This is a genomic window from Shouchella rhizosphaerae, assembly GCF_036700015.1.
Classification (GTDB): domain Bacteria; phylum Bacillota; class Bacilli; order Bacillales; family Bacillaceae_D; genus Shouchella; species Shouchella rhizosphaerae.
Genome location: NZ_CP144921.1, coordinates 3,191,144 through 3,213,262 on the forward strand (window position 1 = coordinate 3,191,144; position 22,119 = coordinate 3,213,262).

15 protein-coding genes are annotated in these 22,119 nt (G+C 45.5%); 9 read left to right on the top strand and 6 right to left on the bottom strand.

Going from position 1 to position 22,119, the window contains the following annotated elements:
* Window positions 1–34: 34 nt before the first annotated feature.
* The 4 genes from phnE (V5G21_RS15735) to phnD form a co-directional block, all read right to left on the bottom strand.
* Complete coding sequence (phnE, locus tag V5G21_RS15735) at window positions 35–838, bottom strand: phosphonate ABC transporter, permease protein PhnE (protein WP_011246099.1); 804 nt, start codon at window positions 836–838, stop codon at window positions 35–37.
* Window positions 835–1,623: a phosphonate ABC transporter, permease protein PhnE gene (phnE, locus tag V5G21_RS15740; RefSeq protein ID WP_011246100.1), complete on the bottom strand. Its 789-nt coding sequence runs from the start codon at window positions 1,621–1,623 to the stop codon at window positions 835–837. Before phnE (V5G21_RS15740) ends, phnE (V5G21_RS15735) begins: the two co-directional genes overlap by 4 nt.
* Window positions 1,592–2,392 carry a phosphonate ABC transporter ATP-binding protein gene (gene phnC / locus V5G21_RS15745; RefSeq protein WP_011246101.1) on the bottom strand — a complete coding sequence of 267 codons (801 nt, stop codon included), beginning with the start codon at window positions 2,390–2,392 and terminating at the stop codon, window positions 1,592–1,594. Before phnC ends, phnE (V5G21_RS15740) begins: the two co-directional genes overlap by 32 nt.
* Before the next feature lie 120 nt (window positions 2,393–2,512).
* Window positions 2,513–3,451 carry a phosphate/phosphite/phosphonate ABC transporter substrate-binding protein gene (phnD, locus tag V5G21_RS15750; protein WP_011246102.1) on the bottom strand — a complete coding sequence of 313 codons (939 nt, stop codon included), beginning with the start codon at window positions 3,449–3,451 and terminating at the stop codon, window positions 2,513–2,515.
* A 504-nt stretch (window positions 3,452–3,955) separates the two neighbouring features.
* Between phnD and V5G21_RS15755 the strand changes: the two genes are divergently transcribed.
* The 9 genes from V5G21_RS15755 (at window position 3,956) to V5G21_RS15795 (ending at window position 18,693) form a co-directional block, all read left to right on the top strand.
* On the top strand, window positions 3,956–5,983 hold the full coding sequence (locus tag V5G21_RS15755; protein ID WP_095237221.1) for a HelD family protein: 2,028 nt from the start codon (window positions 3,956–3,958) through the stop codon (window positions 5,981–5,983).
* A gap of 707 nt (window positions 5,984–6,690) precedes the next feature.
* Window positions 6,691–8,409, top strand: a complete 1,719-nt coding sequence (locus tag V5G21_RS15760) for an ABC transporter ATP-binding protein (protein ID WP_212930177.1) — start codon at window positions 6,691–6,693, stop codon at window positions 8,407–8,409.
* A 2-nt stretch (window positions 8,410–8,411) separates the two neighbouring features.
* Complete coding sequence (locus V5G21_RS15765; RefSeq protein ID WP_338464929.1) at window positions 8,412–10,289, top strand: ABC transporter ATP-binding protein; 1,878 nt, start codon at window positions 8,412–8,414, stop codon at window positions 10,287–10,289.
* Window positions 10,290–10,366: 77 nt separating this feature from the next.
* On the top strand, window positions 10,367–11,626 hold the full coding sequence (locus V5G21_RS15770) for an ATP-binding protein (RefSeq protein ID WP_011246106.1): 1,260 nt from the start codon (window positions 10,367–10,369) through the stop codon (window positions 11,624–11,626).
* Window positions 11,627–11,743: 117 nt separating this feature from the next.
* A complete protein-coding gene (gene glpK, locus V5G21_RS15775; RefSeq protein WP_011246107.1) occupies window positions 11,744–13,246 on the top strand; it encodes a glycerol kinase GlpK in 1,503 nt (500 codons plus the stop codon).
* A gap of 274 nt (window positions 13,247–13,520) precedes the next feature.
* Window positions 13,521–15,179 carry a glycerol-3-phosphate dehydrogenase/oxidase gene (locus tag V5G21_RS15780; protein WP_095255475.1) on the top strand — a complete coding sequence of 553 codons (1,659 nt, stop codon included), beginning with the start codon at window positions 13,521–13,523 and terminating at the stop codon, window positions 15,177–15,179.
* A gap of 3 nt (window positions 15,180–15,182) precedes the next feature.
* Window positions 15,183–15,725 carry a glycerol-3-phosphate responsive antiterminator gene (locus V5G21_RS15785; RefSeq protein WP_011246109.1) on the top strand — a complete coding sequence of 181 codons (543 nt, stop codon included), beginning with the start codon at window positions 15,183–15,185 and terminating at the stop codon, window positions 15,723–15,725.
* Between the two features lie 126 nt (window positions 15,726–15,851).
* Window positions 15,852–17,240, top strand: coding sequence for an alanine/glycine:cation symporter family protein (locus tag V5G21_RS15790; protein WP_082111956.1), 1,389 nt, complete (start codon window positions 15,852–15,854; stop codon window positions 17,238–17,240).
* Window positions 17,241–17,358: 118 nt separating this feature from the next.
* A complete protein-coding gene (locus V5G21_RS15795) occupies window positions 17,359–18,693 on the top strand; it encodes a polysaccharide biosynthesis protein (protein ID WP_011246111.1) in 1,335 nt (444 codons plus the stop codon).
* A 41-nt stretch (window positions 18,694–18,734) separates the two neighbouring features.
* Here V5G21_RS15795 and V5G21_RS15800 read toward each other — a convergent pair whose 3' ends face one another.
* Entirely contained in the window at window positions 18,735–20,267 is a 1,533-nt protein-coding gene (locus V5G21_RS15800) for a glycoside hydrolase family 10 protein (RefSeq protein WP_073304825.1), read from the bottom strand.
* Between the two features lie 185 nt (window positions 20,268–20,452).
* Window positions 20,453–22,063 (bottom strand): gamma-glutamyltransferase family protein, encoded by a 1,611-nt coding sequence (locus V5G21_RS15805; RefSeq protein WP_035206034.1) that lies wholly within the window; start codon window positions 22,061–22,063, stop codon window positions 20,453–20,455.
* Window positions 22,064–22,119 lie beyond the last annotated feature (56 nt).

A 22,119-nucleotide genomic window follows, 5' to 3' on the forward strand; every position in this document is an offset into this window, starting at 1 on the left:
GGAGAGAAACAAGCATTTTCGCTCAATCTGACAATTACACAACTTTTTTGCGCAATGCGCTGGAAATTAAATCAATGATCAACACAAATACGACTAAGCCAATCAAAATAATGCCGACACGGTCCCAACTTCTGCCTTGAATGGCAAACAAAAGCGGCGTGCCAATCCCTCCAGCAGCGACCACACCAAGTGTCGAAGCCGAGCGCATATTGATTTCAAATCGGTACAATGTCGCAGAAATAAAGCCAGGCAACACTTGGGGAACGACCGCAAACCAGAGGATTTGCAATTTGTTTGCCCCAGCGGCAACGAGCGCTTCTGCAGGGCCGGGATCAATCGATTCAATTTCTTCGGCGTATAATTTGCCAAGCATGCCGATCGCACTAAAGCCAAGGGCGAGCATTCCAGCATACGGGCCAGGGCCAACAATCGCAATAAATAGCAACGCCATGACCATATCAGGGAATGTACGGAAAAAGCTTAAAAAGGACTTCCCTGATCCTGAGACAATTCGCTTTACGCTTAAGTTTCTCGCTGCCCAAAATGCAATTGGAAAGGAAAGAACGACAGAGAGGCTAATGCCAACAAGAGCAATGGCAAACGTTTCAAGCAAATTTGAAATTAAATCGACTTCGCCTGGACGGTATACATAAGACCAATCAGGATTTAAAAATCCGTCCATGATCGCGCCTGTAATCACCCAGGCATTTTTCGTAATTCCGCTATAATCAATGCCGCCAAAGCCCCAAATGTAAAGGAGCAGCAGCCCAAGAATAATCGCGGCTGATTGGATCCGGCGCTTTTTCGGCTTTTCGATTGTGCTTCTTAAATCACTCATATGAGACGCTCCCGAATTTTTAAGCTAATAAAATCGATTAGCAATACAACTAAAAATGTATAAAGGATTAACGCCAATACTTGGTCAAAATTGTAAAAGCCAATTGCCTGTTTGTATAAAAGTCCAATGCCTCCAGCTCCAACTAACCCTAAAATCGCAGCGGCACGGACATTAATTTCGAATGTGTATAGAACATAGGACGTAAATTGAGGCAACACTTGCGGAACGACGCCAAAGACGATCCATTGGATTTTGTTGGCGCCAACCGATGTCATTGATTCCAACGGCCCCTGGTCGATGTTTTCCACCGCTTCAAATGAAAGCTTGGCAATGATTCCGATTGAAAAGATGCTAAGCGCCACTACGCCGGCTAATGTGTTGAAACCAAGAATGGCGGCAAAGATGGCGGCGAGCAACAAATCTGGCACTGTCCGCAGCATATTCAAGACAATCCGGGCAGGTTGGTAAATCCAAGGCGTATTGACAATATTGTGTGCGCAAAGGAATAAAATCGGGATGGAGATGATTCCGCCTATCGTCGTACCAATTAATGCCATTCGGATCGTATCAAGCATTGCCTGTGTCGCATTCACAAAAAAAGTCATATCAGGTGGAAACATTTTAAAGACGAGTTCAAATACATTTTGCCACTTGCTTAAAATAATGAGCGGGTTTGCATCTATGTACCAAGCGCTCGCGCCTATAAGGGCAAATAGCAGCAATAATGTCATATAAAGTTTTGTCCGGGGGGGCTTATTGACTGGCATGTTCGCTTGCTGGTTCATCCAATTCCTCCCCTAAGAGCTCGTCCTCTTGAATCGGGCGCCCGTAAATTTCAGCAAATTTTTCATCTGTTGCTTCTGAGACAGGACCGTCAAATACAACCTCGCCAGCCCGGAGGCCAATAATCCGTGTCGCATACTCTCGTGCCAAATCAATAAAATGCAAGTTGACAATTGTTGTAATCTTGTCTTCTTTATTAATGCGTTTTAAATCGTCCATAACTTGTTTCGTTGTCAATGGGTCGAGAGAAGCGGTTGGTTCGTCTGCTAAAATGACGCTTGGTTCTTGTGCAAGTGCTCTAGCGATCGCTACACGCTGTTGTTGGCCGCCAGACAAATCACTTGCTCGGGAATAGGCTTTTTCAAGGATATTGACACGGTTGAGCGCTTGCAAGGCAAGCTCGACATCTTGCTTAGGAAATAAATTTAAAACGGTCCGCAATGTTCCATGGTAACCGACGCGGCCTGACAGCACGTTGCGCAAGACAGAGGAACGTTTTACAAGATTAAAGCTCTGAAAAATCATCGCCGTTCTTTGCCGTATTTGCCGCAATTCCTTTCCTTTTGCTTTCGTAATGGATAGGCCGTCAATGAGAATTTCGCCGTCAGTAATTTCATTTAATCGGTTAATGGAACGAAGCAATGTTGATTTTCCCGCCCCAGACAGGCCGACGACGACAACAAATTCGCCTCGCTCAATCGTTAAATCAATATTTTTTAAGCCTTTCGTCCCGTTTGGATAGGTTTTCGATACATTTTTTATTTCGATCATCGGTATCCCAACTCTCTTATAAACTGATCATGATAGGGAAATGGCCATACAATACATAAGTGGAGAGCCCGCAAGGCGGACTCTCGCTATGAATAAATGAAAGTAACGTTCTATTGATCCTTATGGTTGTTGGATTCGTTCCGCATAATCACGGACGATGTCAAAATTGCTGTCCTCTGAAAGCTCGTACCCTTCGTGGGAATAAATATCAAAAATGATTTGGCGCCCTTCTGGGTCTTCGCCGATCTCAATAAAGGCATCAGCAATTTTGTCGCGCCACTCTTGAGACAGATCAGAGCGAACGGAAACGGTATCATTTGGAATGTCTTCTGTTAAAGCCACAACTCGGGTTTGCTCCCACACGTCAGGGAATTCTTCTTTAATCGTATTACGTGCATCTTGGAAAGTTACGGCTGCGTCGACTTCGCCATTGAGAAGCGCAATAAGCGCAGCGTCATGCCCTTGAAATTCAACGCCCTTTACGTCATTTTGCGGGTCAATGCCTGCGTCAAGCAAAGAAGCTGCTGGCCATACATATCCTGCTGAGGAAGTGGCGCCTTGGAAAGCGATGGTTTTGCCTTCTAAATCTTCAAGGGACTCGATATCAGAGTCTGCCATCACGACGAATTGAGATTTGTACGAGTTAACTAGTTCGTCCGTTTGGGACCCGTCCTCTTCATTTACACCATAGCGCAACGATTGGAGCAGTACATCTGCATAGCCTTCTTCATTCGCTGTTACATAGGCATTTGGCGGCAAGAAACCGACATCGATCGTTTTTGAACCCATCGCTGTTACAACAGACGGATAGTCTGTCGACACAGACACCTCTACGTCAATATCTAGCCTTTCTGAAAGCAGCTCTTCTAGCGGCGCTGCAATCACATCAAGATTTTCAGCGTTTTGTGATGGAACAAATTGCACTTTTAGAACATCTGTTGGCGAATAGCCGTCCTCACTGTCGCCTCCGTTACCTGAGTTCGTGTCATTTCCGCCGCACGCGGCAAGAACTAGGGCAGTAACAGCTACAAGTGACGAGCCAAAAACTTTCTTTTTCAATGTGATTGTCCCCCTAATTATTCGTTAAAAATGTAGCTTTCTCAATAATTGTAGAATTTGTTTGTGAAACCGTCAAGAATCGTTTTTTCGACAACGAGCGCGATTGTAACAATCAAAAAGCAGAAGTAAGAGTCGTAAAGCCACTTTTTGGTTGTTCAATCGCTGTCCGACACCAATCCGGCAAAACTCCTATTATAGCAGCCTCCTAATCGATCAATCTTTTTACAAACAAACCCTATTTTATTATAGAGGAAAAGCAAATACGGATTTTATAGAATCGATGTTTTTATTGTAAACGAGCCTTAAAAAACAATGGAAGATCATCAGACAATATACAAAAAACCTTCACCAAAAGAGCGAATCTTCGGTGAAGGTTTCCATATAATGGCATATTTATTTTTGGCACTTGAACTATATAAAGCTTACCAAAACGAAAAGAAAAAGTCTATTCTTTTTTTTCGTTTTTCGCGACAATAGAGAAGAACTTTTAGGAGGAGTGATACGATGTCCATATTTGAAGCCGAAGAGGCGCAGTTGCAGGCGACGCTTGCCCGACTGGATGAACTAGGCGATAAGCTGGAGCAGGTGCCGCGCTACCGCGGGAGCGATTTTACGGAACAAGTGCTGGAAGATAGGCGAGAGCATTTACGTACAGCGCTTCATTCAGCCAGACAAGAACCGTATTTTGGCAGGCTCGACTTTTGTGAGTGGGACCAGGAAACAAAAGCGCTCTATATTGGAAAAGTCGGCGTTCACGATGAAGACAGCGGCGATCCGTTCGTAATTGATTGGCGCGCACCGGTTGCCTCACTGTTTTATTCGTTTACAGGAAGTGAGGAAGATGTTTTTTATCAATCACCGGAAGGCATAGTCGAAGGTGAAATTTTGCTGAAGCGAAACATTGTGATTCGAAATCGCCGTCTGCAGCGGGTCGTGGATAGCTATGCGAAAGGGCAAGAAATGAGCGGCGGCGATGAATTTTTGTTATATAAGTTAAGCGAGCAAAAAGACAACAAATTGAAAGACATTGTCGCGACCATTCAAGCAGAACAAAACGCGATCATTCGCCATGCAATCAAAGAACCGCTTATTATCCAAGGAGCTGCTGGAAGCGGGAAAACGACAGTCGCCTTGCATCGCCTTGCCTATTTGTTGTATGAATTCCGCGAGCAGCTACGGGCTGAGAAAATGGTGATTTTTGCGCCAAACGCGATGTTTCTCGATTATATTTCACACGTCCTGCCGGAGCTCGGAGTAGGAACGATTGCCCAAAGTACATTTGCCAACTGGGGGTTGTCGGTGCTTGGTTCTTCTTATCAGCTTTATGACACGAAAAAACGCTTGGCCAATCAATTTGAATCGAAACTTGAACAGCAGTCAGAAGATGTGCTTGCTTATAAAGGCTCGCTTGCATGCCAAAAGCAAATGCGTCGTTTTATCGATGCTTATGTAGGGGAAAGGGTGCCCAAAAAAGATTTTTGCCCGTGGGACGGCTGCGTGCTGAACAAAGAAACAATGAAACAGTGGATTGAGCAGGATTTTGCCGCTTCGCCGCCAATGAAACGGCGGGAGCGCTTTCATGCCCGCGCGAAACGATGGATTGAGATCGAAGCAAAGCGCTTTGAAGACAAAAAAGAACAACAGGCTTTTAAGTCGGAAGCGCTTAAACGTTTGCGCTCCTTTCTTTCCTACTGGCCCAAGCCTGATCTTGCTAAGTTGTACACCGCTTTTTTAAAAGAACAGCAACTGCCAGTGCCTGCTAGTCTGAAAGAGAAGCGGTTAGGCTACGAAGATATAGCTCCACTTGTGTACATGCACCAACAGCTTTACGGAATTGAGCGCGACGCTCGCTTCGACCATGTTGTTATCGATGAAGCGCAAGATGTATCCCCTTTTATGCTAGCTGTTTTAAAAGAGCGGACGCGCGCAGGAGGATTTACGATATTAGGGGATCTAGCCCAAGGGATTCACGGAGACGAAGGAATTTCGAACTGGGCTGCCTTTGAAGAGGTATTTGCCAACAACGTTTCCTATGTACAAATGGAGCGGAGTTACCGGTCAACGATGGAAATTATTGAATTTTCGAACCGGATCCTTCAGCAAATGGCTTTCGCTCCTGCGCCAGCAAAACCTGTTTTTCGCAGCGGGCAAGACGTGGTTGTGGAACAGAGGCCGACGGAACATGTGGCGCACTGGGTAAAGGCGATGCAGGATAAACAAACACAAACCATCGCCGTTCTTACACGTACGGAAAAAGCTAGCACAGCCATTTGCAGGCAGCTACAAGCAGCGGGCTTTGATGCCCATTTGCTTATAGCAGGAGGAGAAAGGTATGAGGGCGGCATTTCTGTTTTGCCTGTTTATCTTTCAAAAGGATTTGAATTTGATGCTGTCTTACTAGCTGATGTAACAAACGACCATTATCCTTGTGATGAACTCCATAAAAAATTATTGTATGTGGGCTGCACACGGGCCCTTCATGAACTGACTGTCTGGTATGACGGTTCGTTGTCCCCAATCTTGGCTCCTTAATTGTCAATGAGCTGACACCTCGTCTTTTTTGCAAAGATATTTCAGTAGGAAAGCAGGTGTCTTGCTCATTTTAAAGATGTTCACATACAATCTTCCTGTCAGTAAGTCCTGGTTAAAAGGAAGGGTCTGTCAGTTTTCGAACGTTTTTTGCTAAATTTGGAGATGATAAAGATAAATTTACATAGTTTCTAAGTGCTAGCCGTTGTATACTTAAGAAAAGTGTCAAATAACGTCGAGCTGTTTGGTTAAGCGGCTAATTTCTTTCGTTCAAGCTAGATTTGCAATAGGGAGTGACTTTAGTGAACGCAAAGTTTGTGAAAATCCTTTCAGCCGTTTTTGTGGCCGGTGTAGTAGGAGCTGTTTTAATTGCAATGTCGGCGGGGGCATAGTTAGTAGGCAAATACTCTTATCGTTGTTCGTTGCAGCGTAAACTTTCTGTGGGATCTCCCCAGAAAGTTTTTTTATTTCTAGGGAGATCGGGCTATTCATTTCCTACAAACAATTTAGCGTTTTCTACTCAAAATAACAACAACGGTAGAGGACGTTCTGTCTGCGGGCACCTTGGCATGCAGTTAGAACAAATGAATGGGCGATATTGCTTTCGGCTATAGGATAATATAATAGAACGAAGACAAAAAATAAGCTATGATAGGAAAATAATATAAAATAAGAACTGTGGTGGTTGGTGCAGGAAGAGGGGCGTTACTGTGAAAACTGTTTTTTCCTATTTGCTTCCTTATAAAGCAGCAGCAGTGATTGCTTTTGCTTTTATGTTGCTTGAGTTGGCTGTGGAACTAATTCAACCGCTCTTGCTTGCCCGGATTATTGACGACGGGATTATCGAAAATGATTTAAAGACTGTTTTTGTGTGGGGAGGCGTATTGGTCGGCCTTTCGTTATTAGCGTTTATAGCCGGCGTGCTAAACTCCTTTTATGCAGGCCACGCTGGCCAAAGCACAGGGTTTGATATCCGCAATGCGATGTTTAAAACAATCCAGCGTTCGAGCCTTGAAAAGTTGCAGCCATTTGAAACATCCTCTTTGATGACAAGGTTGTCTAATGACGTAACACAAATCCAAAATACGGTTTTTATGAGCCTACGCATTATGGCTAGAGCACCGTTGCTTATCATTGGCGGGTGCGTGATGGCATTTGCTGTCAATGCTCGTTTAGCATTGTTTTTATTCATTACGATCCCACCGATCATCCTCTTTCTAATGTGGATTTTAAAGAAAGGCGTACATATTTTTAGTGAAGTTCAAGCAAAAGTCGATTCAGTCAACCATGTGGTACGAGAAAATTTGACTGGCATTCGTGTGATCCGCGTTTTTGTGCGCAAAGCCGAGGAGGCGCAGCGTTTTTTTCGGGAAAGCAACAAGCTGATGGATCGGACGGTAAAAGCTTTTCGCCTAATGGAATTGACATTGCCTGTTTTGCTGTTTTTAATGAACGGCTCGATTTTGCTTGTCCTTTGGTTTGGGAGCATTGACATTGGCAATGGTGCGACACAAGTTGGCGATGTTGTGGCGATTGTCAACTATGCAACGCGAATTACTTCTGCGTTAACGGTTTTTTCGATGATTATTATCGTCTTTTCCCGGGCTAGAGCCTCGGCAACGCGAATTGAGGAAGTGCTGCTAGAGCCTGATGACGAACTAAAGGAAAGCGAGGCAAAGCCTGAGCCCCCAGCTATGAAAGGGGAGCTGCGCTTTGAACATGTATCGTTTTCTTATGCAGAGGGGGCTCCCTTTGTGTTGAAAAACATCGATTTCGCTGTAAAGGCGAATGAAACAGTTGCCGTTCTTGGGGAAACAGGTTCTGGAAAATCAACATTATTCCAGCTCATTCCAAAACTTTATGAACCGACAAAAGGAACGGTTCGCATTGATGGAACATCCGTTACAGCGTGGCAAGTTCAAAAGCTGCGCAGGCAAATTGGCTATGTCCCGCAAGCGGTCCGGTTGTTCTCCGGGACGATTCGGGAAAACATTGCCTGGGGCTTTCCAGAAGCATCTGCTGAAGAAATCGAAGCAGTTGCTAAAGTGGCGCAAATTCATGAGGCGATTGTACGTTTGCCAGATGGGTACGATACGCTCGTTGGCCAGCAAGGTGTCAATTTGTCAGGAGGCCAAAAACAGCGGATTTCCATTGCCCGTGCCCTGCTAGGCAAGCCGAAAATGTTGCTTCTTGATGACAGCACAAGCGCCCTTGATGCGAAAACAGAAGCCCGTTTTCTCAAGGCGTTAGAGCAACAACCATGCACGACGATGATGGTTACGCAAAAATTGTCAACGGCGACTCAGGCAGACCGGATTTTATTGCTTGAATACGGCGAACTGGTTGGCTTCGGCAGCCACGAAGAGTTGCTGCGGTCATCGCCGTTCTATAAAAAAATTTATAAGTCGCAATATGGCAAGGAGGCGTGAGGATGAGGCTTCGTTCCGCATTAACAGAGCCATTTCGGTATAAAACCATTAATTGGCGCGCGTCCCGCCAGTCTCAGGCAACAAGCAGCCAGCCCCAGCATCCACACGCTGCCAGGGCTGGAGGACGGCCAGAGACAGCCAAGGATGGGAAAGGAGCGGCCAAAAGAATTTTTGCTTATTTGACAAGGCAAAAAGGGGCACTTTTTCTTGTCATGGCGCTTGTTTTTGCCAGCGCTGTATTGACGCTGGCCGGCCCTTTTTTAATCGGCGTTGTCATTGATGACTATATCATTCCTACTAATTTTGGCGGTTTGGAGATCATATTGCTCTTTTTGCTTGGTTCGTACGCCGCTTTAAGCATTTCAACGTTTTTGCAAAACTTTATGATGGTCAAAATCGCACAGGCGACTGTGTTTGCGATCCGTAAAGATTTATTTGCCCAATTGCAAAAGTTGCCAATCGGTTTTTTTGACAAACACAAGCACGGAGATTTGATGAGCCGTATGACAAACGACATTGAAAATATTTCGGCGACGTTGAATTCGTCCATTGTGCAAATCATTTCAAGTGTCGTCACCTTTATTGGCATTCTAACTGTTATGTTATACTTGTCGCCCTTGCTTACAGTGATCACTTTATTCATTGTGCCATTAATGGTTGTAGGAATGCGGTGGATTACAAAGCGAACAAAAGTGTTTTTCAAAGAACAGCAAAAAAGCTTAGGGCAGCTTAACGGCTATTCAGAAGAAACCATTGCTGGCCAATCAGTCGTAAAAACTTTTTCACGGGAAGACACGATTATTGAAGCGTTTGAGGAATATAATGGCGCGTTGCGTCATGCTGGTTTCTGGGCGCAAGTCTATTCTGGTTTTATCCCAAAACTAATGAATGTGTTGAACAATCTCAGTTTTGCCGTTATTGCTGGGATTGGTGGGTTTCTTGCTGTTCATGGAATGGCTGGGGTAACGGTTGGTGTGATTGTCGTGTTTGTCGAGTATTCCCGTCAGTTTACACGGCCGCTAAACGATCTTGCCAATCAATTTAATGCGGTTTTATCAGCGCTAGCCGGTGCGGAGCGTGTATTTGCGGTAATCGATGAAGAGCCTGAAACGGATCAAGCAGGCGCCAGCGCGGTCAAGCAAATAGACGGAAATGTCGCGTTTCAAAATGTCTGTTTCTCCTATGGCGCTACAGAAACGCTCAAAAATGTTTCATTTACTGCGAAAGCAGGGGAGACGATTGCCTTTGTCGGCCCTACTGGTGCAGGGAAGACGACAATCCTCAACTTACTGTTAGGTTTTTACCCAGTAAATGAGGGAGCGATTTTCATCGATGGAAACAATCTTGCTCATTTGAAAAAAGACGATGTACGCTCGCAAATGGGCGTTGTTCTTCAGGATCCATTTTTATTTCAAGGCACCATTCGTGAAAACATCCGCTACGGTCGCCTCGAGGCATCGGATCAAGAAGTGGAAGAAGCGGCTAAGTTGGCAAATGCTCATGGGTTTATTTCCCACTTGCCAAATGGATACGAGACGATGCTTTTCCAAGATGGCAGCGGCATTAGCCAAGGGCAAAAACAGTTATTGTCGATTGCCCGAGCGCTGCTTGCTAATCCGTCGATTTTGATTTTGGATGAAGCGACATCTAGTATTGATACGGTGACGGAAATGAAGATCCAAGAAGCGTTAAAACGGTTGATGCATGGGCGCACAAGCTTTGTTATTGCCCACCGCTTAAATACGATTGAAGCCGCTGACCAAATTCTTGTTTTACAGGGAGGACAGGTCACGGAGGCAGGAAGCCACCATGAACTGATGGCGACAAAAGGGTTTTATTACGAGATGCAACAAACAAAACAAATGGATGCAATCCTGTAAATTTTAGCAAGAAGCAGGATTGCCCCGAAAAGTGTCGAATGAGTTCAGAGAAATGGTGCGAGGGGAACGTGGGATGCATGGTTATTGAAAAGCTTCTTATCAATGTGTTTGTGATTATGGTTCCCTTAATCATTTATAGCTTAAAAGCCGAAGGGGGCTGGAAAATCCAGCGTTCGCTTACGATGTTCCATTTCATGAGTGGCGCTGTTATTTTATGCATGTCCTTTTCCATCCGCCAAGGAGACGTTTTCTGGGATTTACGCTATATTCCCATTTTGCTCGCGTTTTTATATGGTGGCAAACGGGCGGGCTGGGGCGTAACCGCCGTTTCAGCCGTTTTTCGGTTGATCGTCGGCGGCGATCTTACTTGTTTTGCCCTCGTGCATTTTTTGCTAAGTGCCTTATTGTTTTCGATTTTTACGAACAGGTTTTACCAGTTGCCAAGCAAATGGCCAAGGCTCAAGTTTGTCAGCCTCGTGTCATTATGGCCAGTGCTGATCCAAGTAACTTTATCACTGATCATTATGCAATGGCTATTCAGAGATAGCTACTTGCCTGCGATGTGGGGAGTGGCCGTTTATTATGCGATTTTTGGCGTTGGTGCGATGTTTTTAATTACTTATCTATATGAGACATTGCTCGAGAGAGACCGTGTCATTGCCGAATCGCTACGTGCCGAAAAGTACAACAGCTTAAATGAACTTGCGGCAACGATTGCCCACGAAGTCAGAAATCCGCTAACCGTTGTGAAAGGGTTTGTCCAGCTGATGGCCGAAGGCGAAAAGAAAAATCAATACCACGCATTAATTGTCGGCGAATTGAACCGGGCGGAAGCGATCATTAATGAATATTTAAGTGCAGCAAAACCTAAAATGGACCAACAACGTGTTTTTTCAGTAGGAGAAACGGTTCATTCTGTTGTCTCACTGCTAAGGCCCTATGCTGCAAAAGGGCATGTCCAGTTGTCTGTCGAAAGCAGCGAAGAAACGCTTTGGGTATGGGCCGACCAAAATAAGCTTAAACAAGCGCTTCTCAATTTTATTAAGAACGGCATCGAAGCAACGCCTCCAAATGGAGCCGTGTTAATTAAATTGGATAAAACAGCTAAAAAGAAACTGTTGTTAACCATTGAGGATACAGGGGTTGGCATGACAAAAGAGCAATTAAAACAAATTGGCACTGCTTATTTTACGACAAAAGACAGTGGTACGGGCATCGGAACAATGGTCTCCATCCGCATGATTGAAATGATGGGCGGCCACGTTTCTTATGCAAGCAAACCAAAAAAGGGCACATGTGTTCATATTATGCTCCCTCTTTACGACAAGGCTTTGTAGCTTCTTGTAAGCGAGATTCAGAAATAAGGCTAGCCTTGTTTTAAGAAGACAAAAGGCAGGTAAATAAGATAAAAGGAATATGCAACCGAAAAAATCAAGGAGGGCCGAAGATAACGGATGGAGAAAACATATATTTTGGCAATTGACCAGGGAACGACGAGCACACGGTCGATTTTATTTAACCTCGAAGGAGAAATCGTCCATACAGTACAAAAGGAATTTAAACAGTATTTTCCCCACCCAGGCTGGGTGGAACACAATGCAAATGAAATTTGGAATTCGACGCTCTCTGTCATTTCCGGCCTGTTTACAGAAACAGATGTGGAACCGCGGCAAATTAAAGCGATAGGCATTACGAATCAGCGGGAAACCACGGTTGTATGGGACAAAGAAACAGGCAAGCCGGTTTACCATGCGCTCGTATGGCAGTCGCGGCAAACAGAAGACATTTGCAAAACATTGCGTGATGCAGGACACAATGAAACGTTTCGCAGCAAAACGGGCTTGCTGATTGACCCTTATTTTTCAGGGACAAAAGTAAAATGGATTTTGGACCATGTGGAAGGCGCCCGGGAGCGGGCTGAAAACGGCGAATTGCTCTTTGGCACAATTGATTCATGGCTGATTTGGAAATTGAGCGGCGGGAAAGCGCACGTAACCGACTATTCAAATGCGGCACGGACGCTTATGTATAACATTCATGATTTGCAGTGGGACGAAGAGCTGCTTCGGATTTTGGATATTCCTAAGGCGATGCTCCCTGAAGTGAAGTCATCGTCAGAAGTATATGCCAATACGGTGGAATACCATTTCTTTGGGGAGCAGATACCGATTGCAGGTGTCGCGGGTGACCAAAGTGCGGCTTTATTTGGACAAGCTTGTTTTGAAAAAGGCATGGTTAAAAACACATATGGAACAGGTTGCTTTATTTTAATGAACACAGGCAATGAAGCCGTTACGTCAGAGAATGGCTTGCTCACAACGATTGCCTGGGGGCTTGATGGCAAAGTAGAGTATGCATTAGAAGGAAGCATTTTTGTTGCTGGCTCTGCGATCCAATGGCTCCGTGACGGCATCAAGCTGCTAGAAAGTGCTAAGGACAGCGAAGCATATGCAAAGCGGATTGAATCATCGGAAGGTGTCTATGTTGTTCCTGCATTTGTTGGATTAGGAACGCCTTATTGGGACAGCGATGCACGTGGTGCCATGTATGGATTGACAAGAGGAACAACGAGAGAACACATTGTTCGCGCTACATTAGAAGCACTAGCGTACCAAACAAAAGACGTGATGGAGGCAATGGAATCGGATTCTGGCTTAGAGTCGAAAAAACTTCGTGCCGATGGCGGTGTGGTGAAGAACGACTTTTTGATGCAGTTTCAAAGCGATTTGCTTGATGCCCCTGTTGAACGCCCAACCATTAATGAGACAACTGCACTTGGCGCAGCCTATTTGGCTGGCTTGGCTGTCGGGGTTTGGAAAGACAAACAGGAAATTGCCGACAAATGGAAAATCGACCGTTCGTTTGAACCGGAGATGGAAAAAACAGAGCGGGAAACGCTTTATGGTGGCTGGAAAACAGCGATTGAGGCAACAATGGCTTTTAAGCCGACAAAATAAATAATATGGTTTTCCATTTAGCTAAAACGCACAGGTGTTATTTCCTTCAGGGGGCCTGTGCGTTTGCTTTTTTCTATGGTTTCAAAGACGCGTTAGCAGGGAACACTGAGTGGAAAATAGCTAAATGTTTACGCAGCAGCTTAAGTGCGCTATAATGAATGTAAGTTAATGAACGGATCTGAGGAATTGAGGGATCACAGCATTCAATAGGCGCCAAAAGGCCTGTTTTGTTTGTTGTGGTCCCTTTTTCCGTTCAAATATTGGAGGAATCGAGATGGCGTTTTCAGCAAAGACAAGAGAAAAAGCAATTGCAAGCATGGAAGGCAAACAGTTAGATCTGTTAATTATTGGTGGTGGCATTACTGGCGTAGGGGCCGCTTTGGATGCGGCAACACGAGGAATCGATGTCGGCTTGATTGAAATGCAAGATTTTGCGGCGGGAACGTCAAGCCGGTCGACAAAGTTGATCCATGGTGGCCTTCGTTATTTAAAGCAATTTGAAGTTAAATTAGTTGCTGAAGTTGGCACTGAGCGGGCGATCGTCTATGAAAATGCACCCCATGTTACAGAGCCCGTGCGAATGATGTTGCCGTTTTACAAAGGCGGTACGTTTAATGCGTTAACAACGTCAATCGGGCTTGCTGTCTACGATCGACTTGCAGGCGTCAAGAAAGCAGAGCGGCGCACGATGATGAAGGCGAAAGATGCATTAAAAAAAGAGCCGATTTTGGCAAAAGACGGCCTTCGCGGCGCCGGTATGTATGTCGAATACCGCACGGACGACGCCCGCTTAACGATTGAAATTGCAAAAACAGCAGCTGAAAAAGGCGCGAAATTAGCGAACTATGTAAAAGCGGAAGGATTTATTTATGACAAAGGGAAAATTACGGGTGTCATTGCCCGTGATTTGCTGACGGGCGAAGCTGTCACGATCCAGGCAAAAAAAGTTGTCAATGCAACGGGGCCATGGGTCGACCATTTGCGTGAGCAAGATCGCTCAAAGACCGGAAAAACGATCCATTTAACGAAAGGCGTCCACTTGGTATTATCCAAAAAAAGATTGCCTTTAAACCAAGCGCTTTATTTTGACACGCCTTTTGGCGATGGCCGCATGATGTTTGCGATCCCTCGCGGTGAAAAAGTGTATGTAGGCACAACTGATACAAATTATAAAGGCGATAAGCGGGAACCTGGTGTGACGAAGGAAGATGTCGACTATATTATGAAGGCAACAAATGCCTTATTCCCAGGATATCAGCTCACAACTGCCGATATTGAGTCAAGCTGGTCAGGATTGCGGCCCCTTATTCATGAAGAAGGCAAAAGCCCATCCGATATTTCACGCAAAGACGAAATTTTTCACTCAGACAGCGGGCTTATGACGATAGCAGGCGGCAAATTGACTGGTTACCGAAAGATGGCCGACAATATTGTCTCGATCGTCGCCAAAGAGCTTGAACAAGAAACAGGTGCGGTCTATAAACCGTGCCAGACAAAAAAACTGGTTTTATCAGGTGGAGAAGTAGGTGGATCGGACCAGCTCGACATGTTTAATGCTGCCCATATTGAAGCTGGAAAAACCATTGGCTTAGAAGAGGCTGAAGCAGCTGAACTCGTCACACGTTACGGTTCAAATGTGACGCACGTGTTTGCGTTTCTAAATGATGGGGAAGCAGAGAAATATGGGCTTCCAAAAGCAGTATGGGCGTCGCTCCGTTACGCGATGGCCTATGAAATGGCACTCACGCCTGTCGATTTCTTATTACGCCGCTCTTCCTATATGCTCTTTGATATTGACAAAGCCAACGCTTATAAAGACAAAATCGTGGAGGCTATGGCTTCTGTTTTGAAGTGGAGCGACAAACAGCGGGCCATTTACGAGGCTGAGTTGGCAGAACAATGGCGGATACACACGCTTGAGGATATCGGTTAAGCGATGTTTGGCGGCCAAACGATTTTACCAGCAATCAAGACAATGAAAGATTTCGAGGTCATTATGAACAGCAGCCATGAATATTTCGTTGTCTTGGATTTGCACTTGTCTAAACTAGCATCAGTAAAAAAAAGAGCGCGCGAGGAAAATAAAAAACCGATTCTCCATGCTGATTTAATCCAAGGTTTAAAAAGCGATAAGGCTGCTGCTGAATTTCTTTGCCAAGTGATTCGTCCAGCCGGATTAATATCAACACGGGGCGATATGCTTCGAATTGCAAAAAAGAATGGCATTCTTGCGATTCAACGTGTCTTTTTGCTCGACACGCTTGCGCTTGAAACGAGCTATCACCTGGCTGAAACAGTAAAACCTGATGTGATCGAACTTTTGCCTGGCATTTTGCCCGACTACATTGGCCGTGTCCATAGGAAAACGGGGATACCGGTCATTGCCGGCGGCTTAATTGAGACGATGGAAGATGCAAAGCAAGCCATTAAAGCGGGTGCTCAGGCAGTGACTGCTTCCCATCAAGAATTATGGCTTTGAAGAAAAGGCCCTTTTGGACAATTCGAAAAAAGTCTAAATAGGGCGTTTTCTTTTAAATAGCAAAAAATGTGATATGATGCTTAAGGAAAAAACCATATTTTTGGGAGAAGCAAAGGTGGAGCTATTATGGAAGTTGTTCAACAAATCGTAGATAGCATGAACGGGATTACTTCCTATTTTCTCGTGTTTTCTTTAGTTGCCGTTGGCCTGTACTTAACGTTCCGGTCAAACTTTGTGCAAATCCGGATGTTTCCTGAAATGTTTCGAGCTGTCACCGAGAAAAAGGCGAAGAAGGGAGAAGTCTCTGCTTTTCAAGCGTTTTGTATTAGCGCCGCTTCGCGAGTAGGCGCAGCCAACATCTCAGGGGTGGCGATTGCGATTACAACAGGAGGCCCTGGCGCGATTTTTTGGATGTGGGTGATTGCGACCATCGGCATGGCTACTGGCTTTGTAGAAAGCATGCTTGCCCAAGTGTACAAAGAAAGGCGCGACGGCCAGTTCCGAGGCGGCCCTGCTTATTATATTGAAAAGGCCCTTGGCAAACGCTGGCTTGGCATCGTATTTGCCTTATTGATTGCGGTCACATTTGGGTTTATCTTTAATTCACTACAAGCGAATACGATTGCTGTTGCTATGGATGAAGCATTTGGGCTAAACCGACTAACTGTCGGCATCGTCATTGCTCTAGCAGTAGGGGTTATTATCTTTGGCGGCATTCGGTCGATTTCTGTCTTTTCAGGAATTGTTGTGCCGATTATGGCAGTGGCCTATGTCGGTGTTGTCTTTTTTGTGGTGATCAGCAATTATCAACAAATTCCGCAAGTATTTGCTCTTATTATCGGTTCTGCCTTTGGGTTTAAAGAGGCAACAGTCGGCATTTTTGCCGGGCTCCTTGTCGGGGCGCAACGAGGCTTGTTTTCCAATGAAGCTGGAATGGGAAGTGTCCCGAACGCCGCCGCGACAGCCGATGTATCCCATCCAGTCAAGCAAGGGCTTGTGCAATCTTTAGGTGTGTTTTTTGATACGATTATCATTTGTTCTGCGACTGCTTTTGTTATTTTGCTTACGAATGTTTACCAAACCGCTGGAGAAGGGGTAGACGGCGTCGCCTTAACACAAGCGTCCTTGAGCGAGCTCATCGGCGGTTGGGCTGTCCCGTTTATTGCGATTGCGATTTTCTTTTTTTCGTTCACTTCGCTCGTCGGCAACTACTACTACGGCGAAACCAATTTAGCATTTATTAAAGAGGGGACCATTTGGCTCCAAGTTTACCGTTTGCTCGTCGTCGCTATGGTTGTTTTCGGTTCCCTTGCTGCGATTGAACTCGTTTGGTCTTTAGCTGATGTGTTTATGGCCTTTACGACCGTGGTGAACTTAATGGCGATTCTATTAATCGGCGGGATTTCCTTTGCGGTTATTTCGGATTACCAGAGCCAGCGTCAACAAGGAAAAAATCCTGTTTTTAAAAGCAAAAACATTCCCGGTTTAAAAAATGCCAGCACATGGGATGATTGATAACGAAAAGAGGCCTGCACTCACCTGAGCGCAGGCCTTTTTTATGCTTTCAAAAACATACCCATATTTTAATATCTTGTCTCATAGCCTGTATAGAGAGAAAAAGGAGAGATGAACGGTGAATACGTTTTTTCGAGGGGTTCTCGTGCTGAGCGCCGCGGCGTTTGTAGGGGAATGTTTGGAGTTTATGATCAACGTTGTATTGGCAAGAGAGCTCGGCGATGAAGCGTTCGGTTTGTACATGGCGATTTTGCCAACAATGCTATTTGTTGTCGTCCTGGCAAGCATTGAATTGCCCGTTTCTGTATCTAAGTTAATTGCCGAGAAAGAACCTGTCTACCATTGGCATGTACTCGGCAAAGCGCTGCAACTCGCGTTCGTTTGTGCCCTTGCTGTCATGATTGGTGCCTTGATTGTATTTCCCCATCTAAGTGTGCTCCACTCTTATCATGCAGGCGTTAGATGGATGCTCGTGCTGCTCGTGCCAATCATTACGTTTTCGTCAGTGGCAAGAGGGTATTTGATGGGCGCCCAGGAGACAGGGAAAATTGCTGTGGCCAATTTATTGAAACGGTCGACGCAATTAGCTGGTTTGCTCGTTGTGTTTAAATTGTTTTCCTTTGAAAGCCACATCGCTATTTTTATGGCGTTGCTAGCATTAAAATTAAGCGAACTGTTTGTATTAATTTATTTGGTTATTGTATTTATAGGGAAAATACGAGAGACGAAAAAAGCACATGTCCAGAAAAAAGGGCCCAAAAAAGAGGTTTATCAAAAACTGTTGCAAGTGTCATTGCCAACAACGGGTTTGCGCATTTTTCACTCCGCTACATTTGCGATTAAACCTTTTTTGATTACGAAAGCTTTGTCCAATGCAGGGATGATCGAAAGCGTGGCCATGGTCCACTATGGGAAATTGTCTGGCATTGCCTTTACAATTGGCTTTTTTCCAGCTTTTATTGCCCATGCCTTGTTAGTTGTGCTCATTCCAATTGTATCGGATGCTTATGCAAAACGCCATTACGATGTGCTCCATCATTACTTGCGGCTGTCCTTGCTTGTCACAGTGGTGTATGGCGCGCCAGTCGTGCTCGCCTTCTTTTTCTTTGCAGAACCGATTACAACCGCTTTTTTTGGACCTTCTCCAGCGGCAGGCTACTTGCAAGTATTGATCCCTTATTTCTTATTCCATTATTTTTCAACGCCGCTGCAAGCCTATTTAATTGGCATTGGCTTAGTCAAAGACGCGTTCTTGCATTCGTTATACGCAACAACCGTTTCGTTTTGCCTCATGATTGCCCTCGGCTCGATGCCAAGCTTGAAAATGGACGGCATCATATTAGGAATGAATATGGGTGCTGTGCTCCTTACCTCGTTGCATTACGTGACCATTTGCAAAAAGCTGAATTTAAACGCACTCATGCGTCCAGGAGAAAGCTGGATATTTAAATAAGGAACCCCCCCCTTTTTTTAAGCGAGGGGGGGAAGAAACCTCTAATTTTGCTTGGCTTTCTTGCCGTTTTTGCTTTCATTATGAAGGCGGTCCAATGCAGTGATGACGTATGTGTACGTTTGATTTGCCGCTGCTTCGTGATCAATAAACGTTGTTTCCTGTCCATCTTTGCGGACAGTGGCGATTAAGTTTTCATTGCTTTCCAAAGAACCGGTTTTTTGGCCGTCAAATCGGTAAATGGCGTAATAAGCCGCATGCTCATTTTTAGGATCAGCGATGGTGAGCACCGTTCCATTCTTTTGTTTCACTAAATCGACGTTTGTCGGTTTTTTCGGTACAGTCCCAGCCAGCCATGGCATTTCTGGAATTAGCGCCGGACGCTGGTATTCTGTTTTTGTAAGCCGGTCTTTAACGCCGAGACGGTTGGCACGCAAGTCTTTTAAGCTAAAGTGGATGCTGCCTTTTACGTCTGGGCGCTCACGCATGTAAGCAATTTGCCTTGGGTATTCCTCAGGGTCATGCCATGCCGGTACATTATTGACACCTACTTTGTATGCGGCTTGCCCGACGTAAAAATGAGTATGGGAACCAGTTGTTTCTGAAATCCACCAATCTGTAAGAATATCAAACGCCGCCGCCTCAAACCCAATGTTCCAATAAATTTGCGGAGTAATATAATCGACGGAGCGGTTCTGGATCCAGTGGCGGGTGTCGGCGTAAAGGTCATCATAGTTTTCTACGCCGGCTCGTGTATGAGAGCCAGTTGGGTCGGTGCTGCTGTTGCGCCAGACTCCGAATGGGCTAATGCCAAATTTCACATAAGGTTTTTCGTCTTTGATTGCTTGCTGGAGGGAGGCAACAAGCGTATTCACATTGTGGCGCCGCCAATCTCCCCTGTCTGTAAAGTCGCTACCATGTTCCGCAAAGGAGTCATCATCTGGGAAGTCTTGGCCAGCGATCGGGTAAGGATAAAAGTAATCATCCATATGAATCGCATCGATGTCGTAATTCTGGACGATTTCACGGACAGCGTCTACGAGAAATTGTCGTACTTCCGGCAAACCTGGATCAAAATAAAGTTGGTTTCCATAGGCGACGACCCAATCTTGATGTTCTTTGGCAGGGTGGCCTTCGGCTAAACGGTTGATGTCTGTATGGTTCATCGTAATCCGGTACGGGTTCACCCATGCGTGGAATTCTAAGTTGCGTTTATGGGCTTCTTCAACCATGAAGGCGAGGGGATCGTAACCGGGGTCTTGGCCTTGTTGCCCTGTCAAATATTCAGACCACGGCCCGTACTCTGATGGATAAAAACTGTCTGCTGTCGGTTTTACTTGGACAACGACTGCATTCATCCCCATTTCTTTTGTTTCATCCAGCATAGATACAAATTCCGTTTGCTGCTGCTCTGCCGATAAGCCAGCACGCGACGGCCAATCAATGTTGTTAACGCTGGCGATCCAAACTGCACGCATTTCCCGTTTTGGCGAGAGTTCTTCTTGTGCAAATGTGTCCTCTGTCCCGAAGGCAAGCAGCCCGAGTGTGAAGCAGAGCCCCATTCCTACTTGTTTCATATGATCGCCTCCCCATTTATTTGCAGCAACCTGCTTACTTTCAAGTGTAGAGCAATGACGAGCTTCTTTGTATTGGGATAATAGGGAGACAACAAAAAACGAACAAAGTAACGGGGCCCCAGAAATAGAAAAAGCCAGCCGACAACATGTGCGTTTGTCAGCTGGCTAGTCGTTTTGTTAATCCGTTACCAAGGCGCAACCGCCCCGTCTGTTCTTGACTCGCTTCCTCCTACATAGGTGCCTTTTTCTTCATCTTTCCAAATGATTTGGCCCCGTCCGAACGGCATCGTGTCATTGGCAATTGAAATGTTATGGCCTTTACGGGCCAATGCTTCAGCAATATGGCGAGGGAATGTCGGCTCTAAAAGAATGTTTTTGCCTTCGACCCATTGCCAACGTGGTGAATCAAGCGCTGCTTGTGGATGCAGGTGAAAGTCAATTGTATTCATGATGACTTGGACATGTCCTTGCGGCTGCATAAAGCCCCCCATCACGCCAAATGGGCCAATTGGTTTCCCATCTTTTGTGAGGAAGCCAGGGATAATCGTATGATAGGTCCGTTTATTAGGGGCCAAGCAATTGTCGTGGTTTGGATCCATCGAAAAATTATGCCCTCGGTTTTGCATGGCAATCCCTGTACCAGGCACAACTAGCCCTGACCCAAAGCCCATATAATTGGATTGGATAAATGAGACCATGTTTCCATCAGCGTCGGCTGTACTTAAGTAAACCGTTCCGCTTGCTTTAGGCTTCCCGGCAGTTGGCAGCAGTGCTTCATCTGAGATGAGGCGAAGCCGCTCTTTAGCGTATGTATCGCTCAACAAGTCTTCGATTTTTTCACTCATATTGTTTGTATCTGTAATATATTTTTGACCATCGCTAAACGCCAGTTTGATTGCTTCAATTTGCATATGGTACGTGTCTACCGCTTCTTTATCACCAATATCAACTTGGTTGAGCATATTCAGTGCCATAAGAGCTACGAGTCCTTGGCCGTTTGGCGGAATTTCCCACACATCATAACCACGGTAGTTAACATGTATTGGGTCGACCCACTCTGGCTGGAAATTTTCCAAATCGGCTTTCGATAGGAAGCCGCCATGTTTCTCGAAAAAAGCAGCAATCTTTGCAGCCAGGTCCCCTTTATAAAAGGAAGCCCCTTTGGTTTCGCCAATGCTTCTCAATGTCTCGGCATGGTCCGGGGATTTCCAGATCTCTCCTGCCTTTGGCAAGTGGCCGTTTGGAACGAATGTCTCGAACCAAGCTTGAAATTCTTCGGTGTTGTTCTCCGCTTTAAATTTGTCATAGCTTGCTTTCCATTGTCTTGCAACAGTAGGGGAGAGGGCGAATCCTTCTTCGGCATGGCGAATGGCAGGCTGTAACACATCAATCAAAGGCAACTTGCCGAAACGTTCAGACAACGCTGCCCAGCTTGCAGGAGCACCAGGCACAGTTACAGGGATCATGCCATATTTAGGGATTTCCTCAAACCCTTTTTGTTTTACATTGTCGATGCTAATTGAGGCAGGGGCAGGACCGCTCCCATTTAAGCCATGGAGTTTGCCCTCCGTCCATACAATCGCAAACGCGTCTCCGCCGATTCCATTTGAACAAGGCTCGACAACGGTTAAACAGGCAGCAGTTGCAATCGCCGCATCAATCGCATTTCCGCCTTGTTTCAAAATCTCTAGCCCTGCTTGTGCTGCTAAAGGCTGCGATGTCGCTACCATCCCATTTTTTGCGTAAACAGGCATTCGAGTTGATGGGTATGGATGCAAGTGTGGATCATGATTCATTTCAAAGTCCCTCCTTATCATAAAGTCGATTGTACCATGGAATAGGAATCTATGTA

Excerpts from the sequence above, each read along its gene's own strand:
- V5G21_RS15785 (WP_011246109.1), top strand. The coding sequence starts at position 15,183 with ATGTTTGGCGGCCAAACGATTTTACCAGCAATCAAGACAATGAAAGAT.
- phnE (WP_011246100.1), bottom strand. The coding sequence starts at position 1,623 with ATGAACCAGCAAGCGAACATGCCAGTCAATAAGCCCCCCCGGACAAAA.
- V5G21_RS15790 (WP_082111956.1), top strand. The coding sequence starts at position 15,852 with ATGGAAGTTGTTCAACAAATCGTAGATAGCATGAACGGGATTACTTCC.
- V5G21_RS15765 (WP_338464929.1), top strand. The coding sequence starts at position 8,412 with ATGAGGCTTCGTTCCGCATTAACAGAGCCATTTCGGTATAAAACCATT.
- V5G21_RS15770 (WP_011246106.1), top strand. The coding sequence starts at position 10,367 with ATGGTTATTGAAAAGCTTCTTATCAATGTGTTTGTGATTATGGTTCCC.
- phnE (WP_011246099.1), bottom strand. The coding sequence starts at position 838 with ATGAGTGATTTAAGAAGCACAATCGAAAAGCCGAAAAAGCGCCGGATC.
- glpK (WP_011246107.1), top strand. The coding sequence starts at position 11,744 with ATGGAGAAAACATATATTTTGGCAATTGACCAGGGAACGACGAGCACA.
- V5G21_RS15780 (WP_095255475.1), top strand. The coding sequence starts at position 13,521 with ATGGCGTTTTCAGCAAAGACAAGAGAAAAAGCAATTGCAAGCATGGAA.
- V5G21_RS15805 (WP_035206034.1), bottom strand. The coding sequence starts at position 22,063 with ATGAATCATGATCCACACTTGCATCCATACCCATCAACTCGAATGCCT.
- V5G21_RS15800 (WP_073304825.1), bottom strand. The coding sequence starts at position 20,267 with ATGAAACAAGTAGGAATGGGGCTCTGCTTCACACTCGGGCTGCTTGCC.
- phnC (WP_011246101.1), bottom strand. The coding sequence starts at position 2,392 with ATGATCGAAATAAAAAATGTATCGAAAACCTATCCAAACGGGACGAAA.
- V5G21_RS15755 (WP_095237221.1), top strand. The coding sequence starts at position 3,956 with ATGTCCATATTTGAAGCCGAAGAGGCGCAGTTGCAGGCGACGCTTGCC.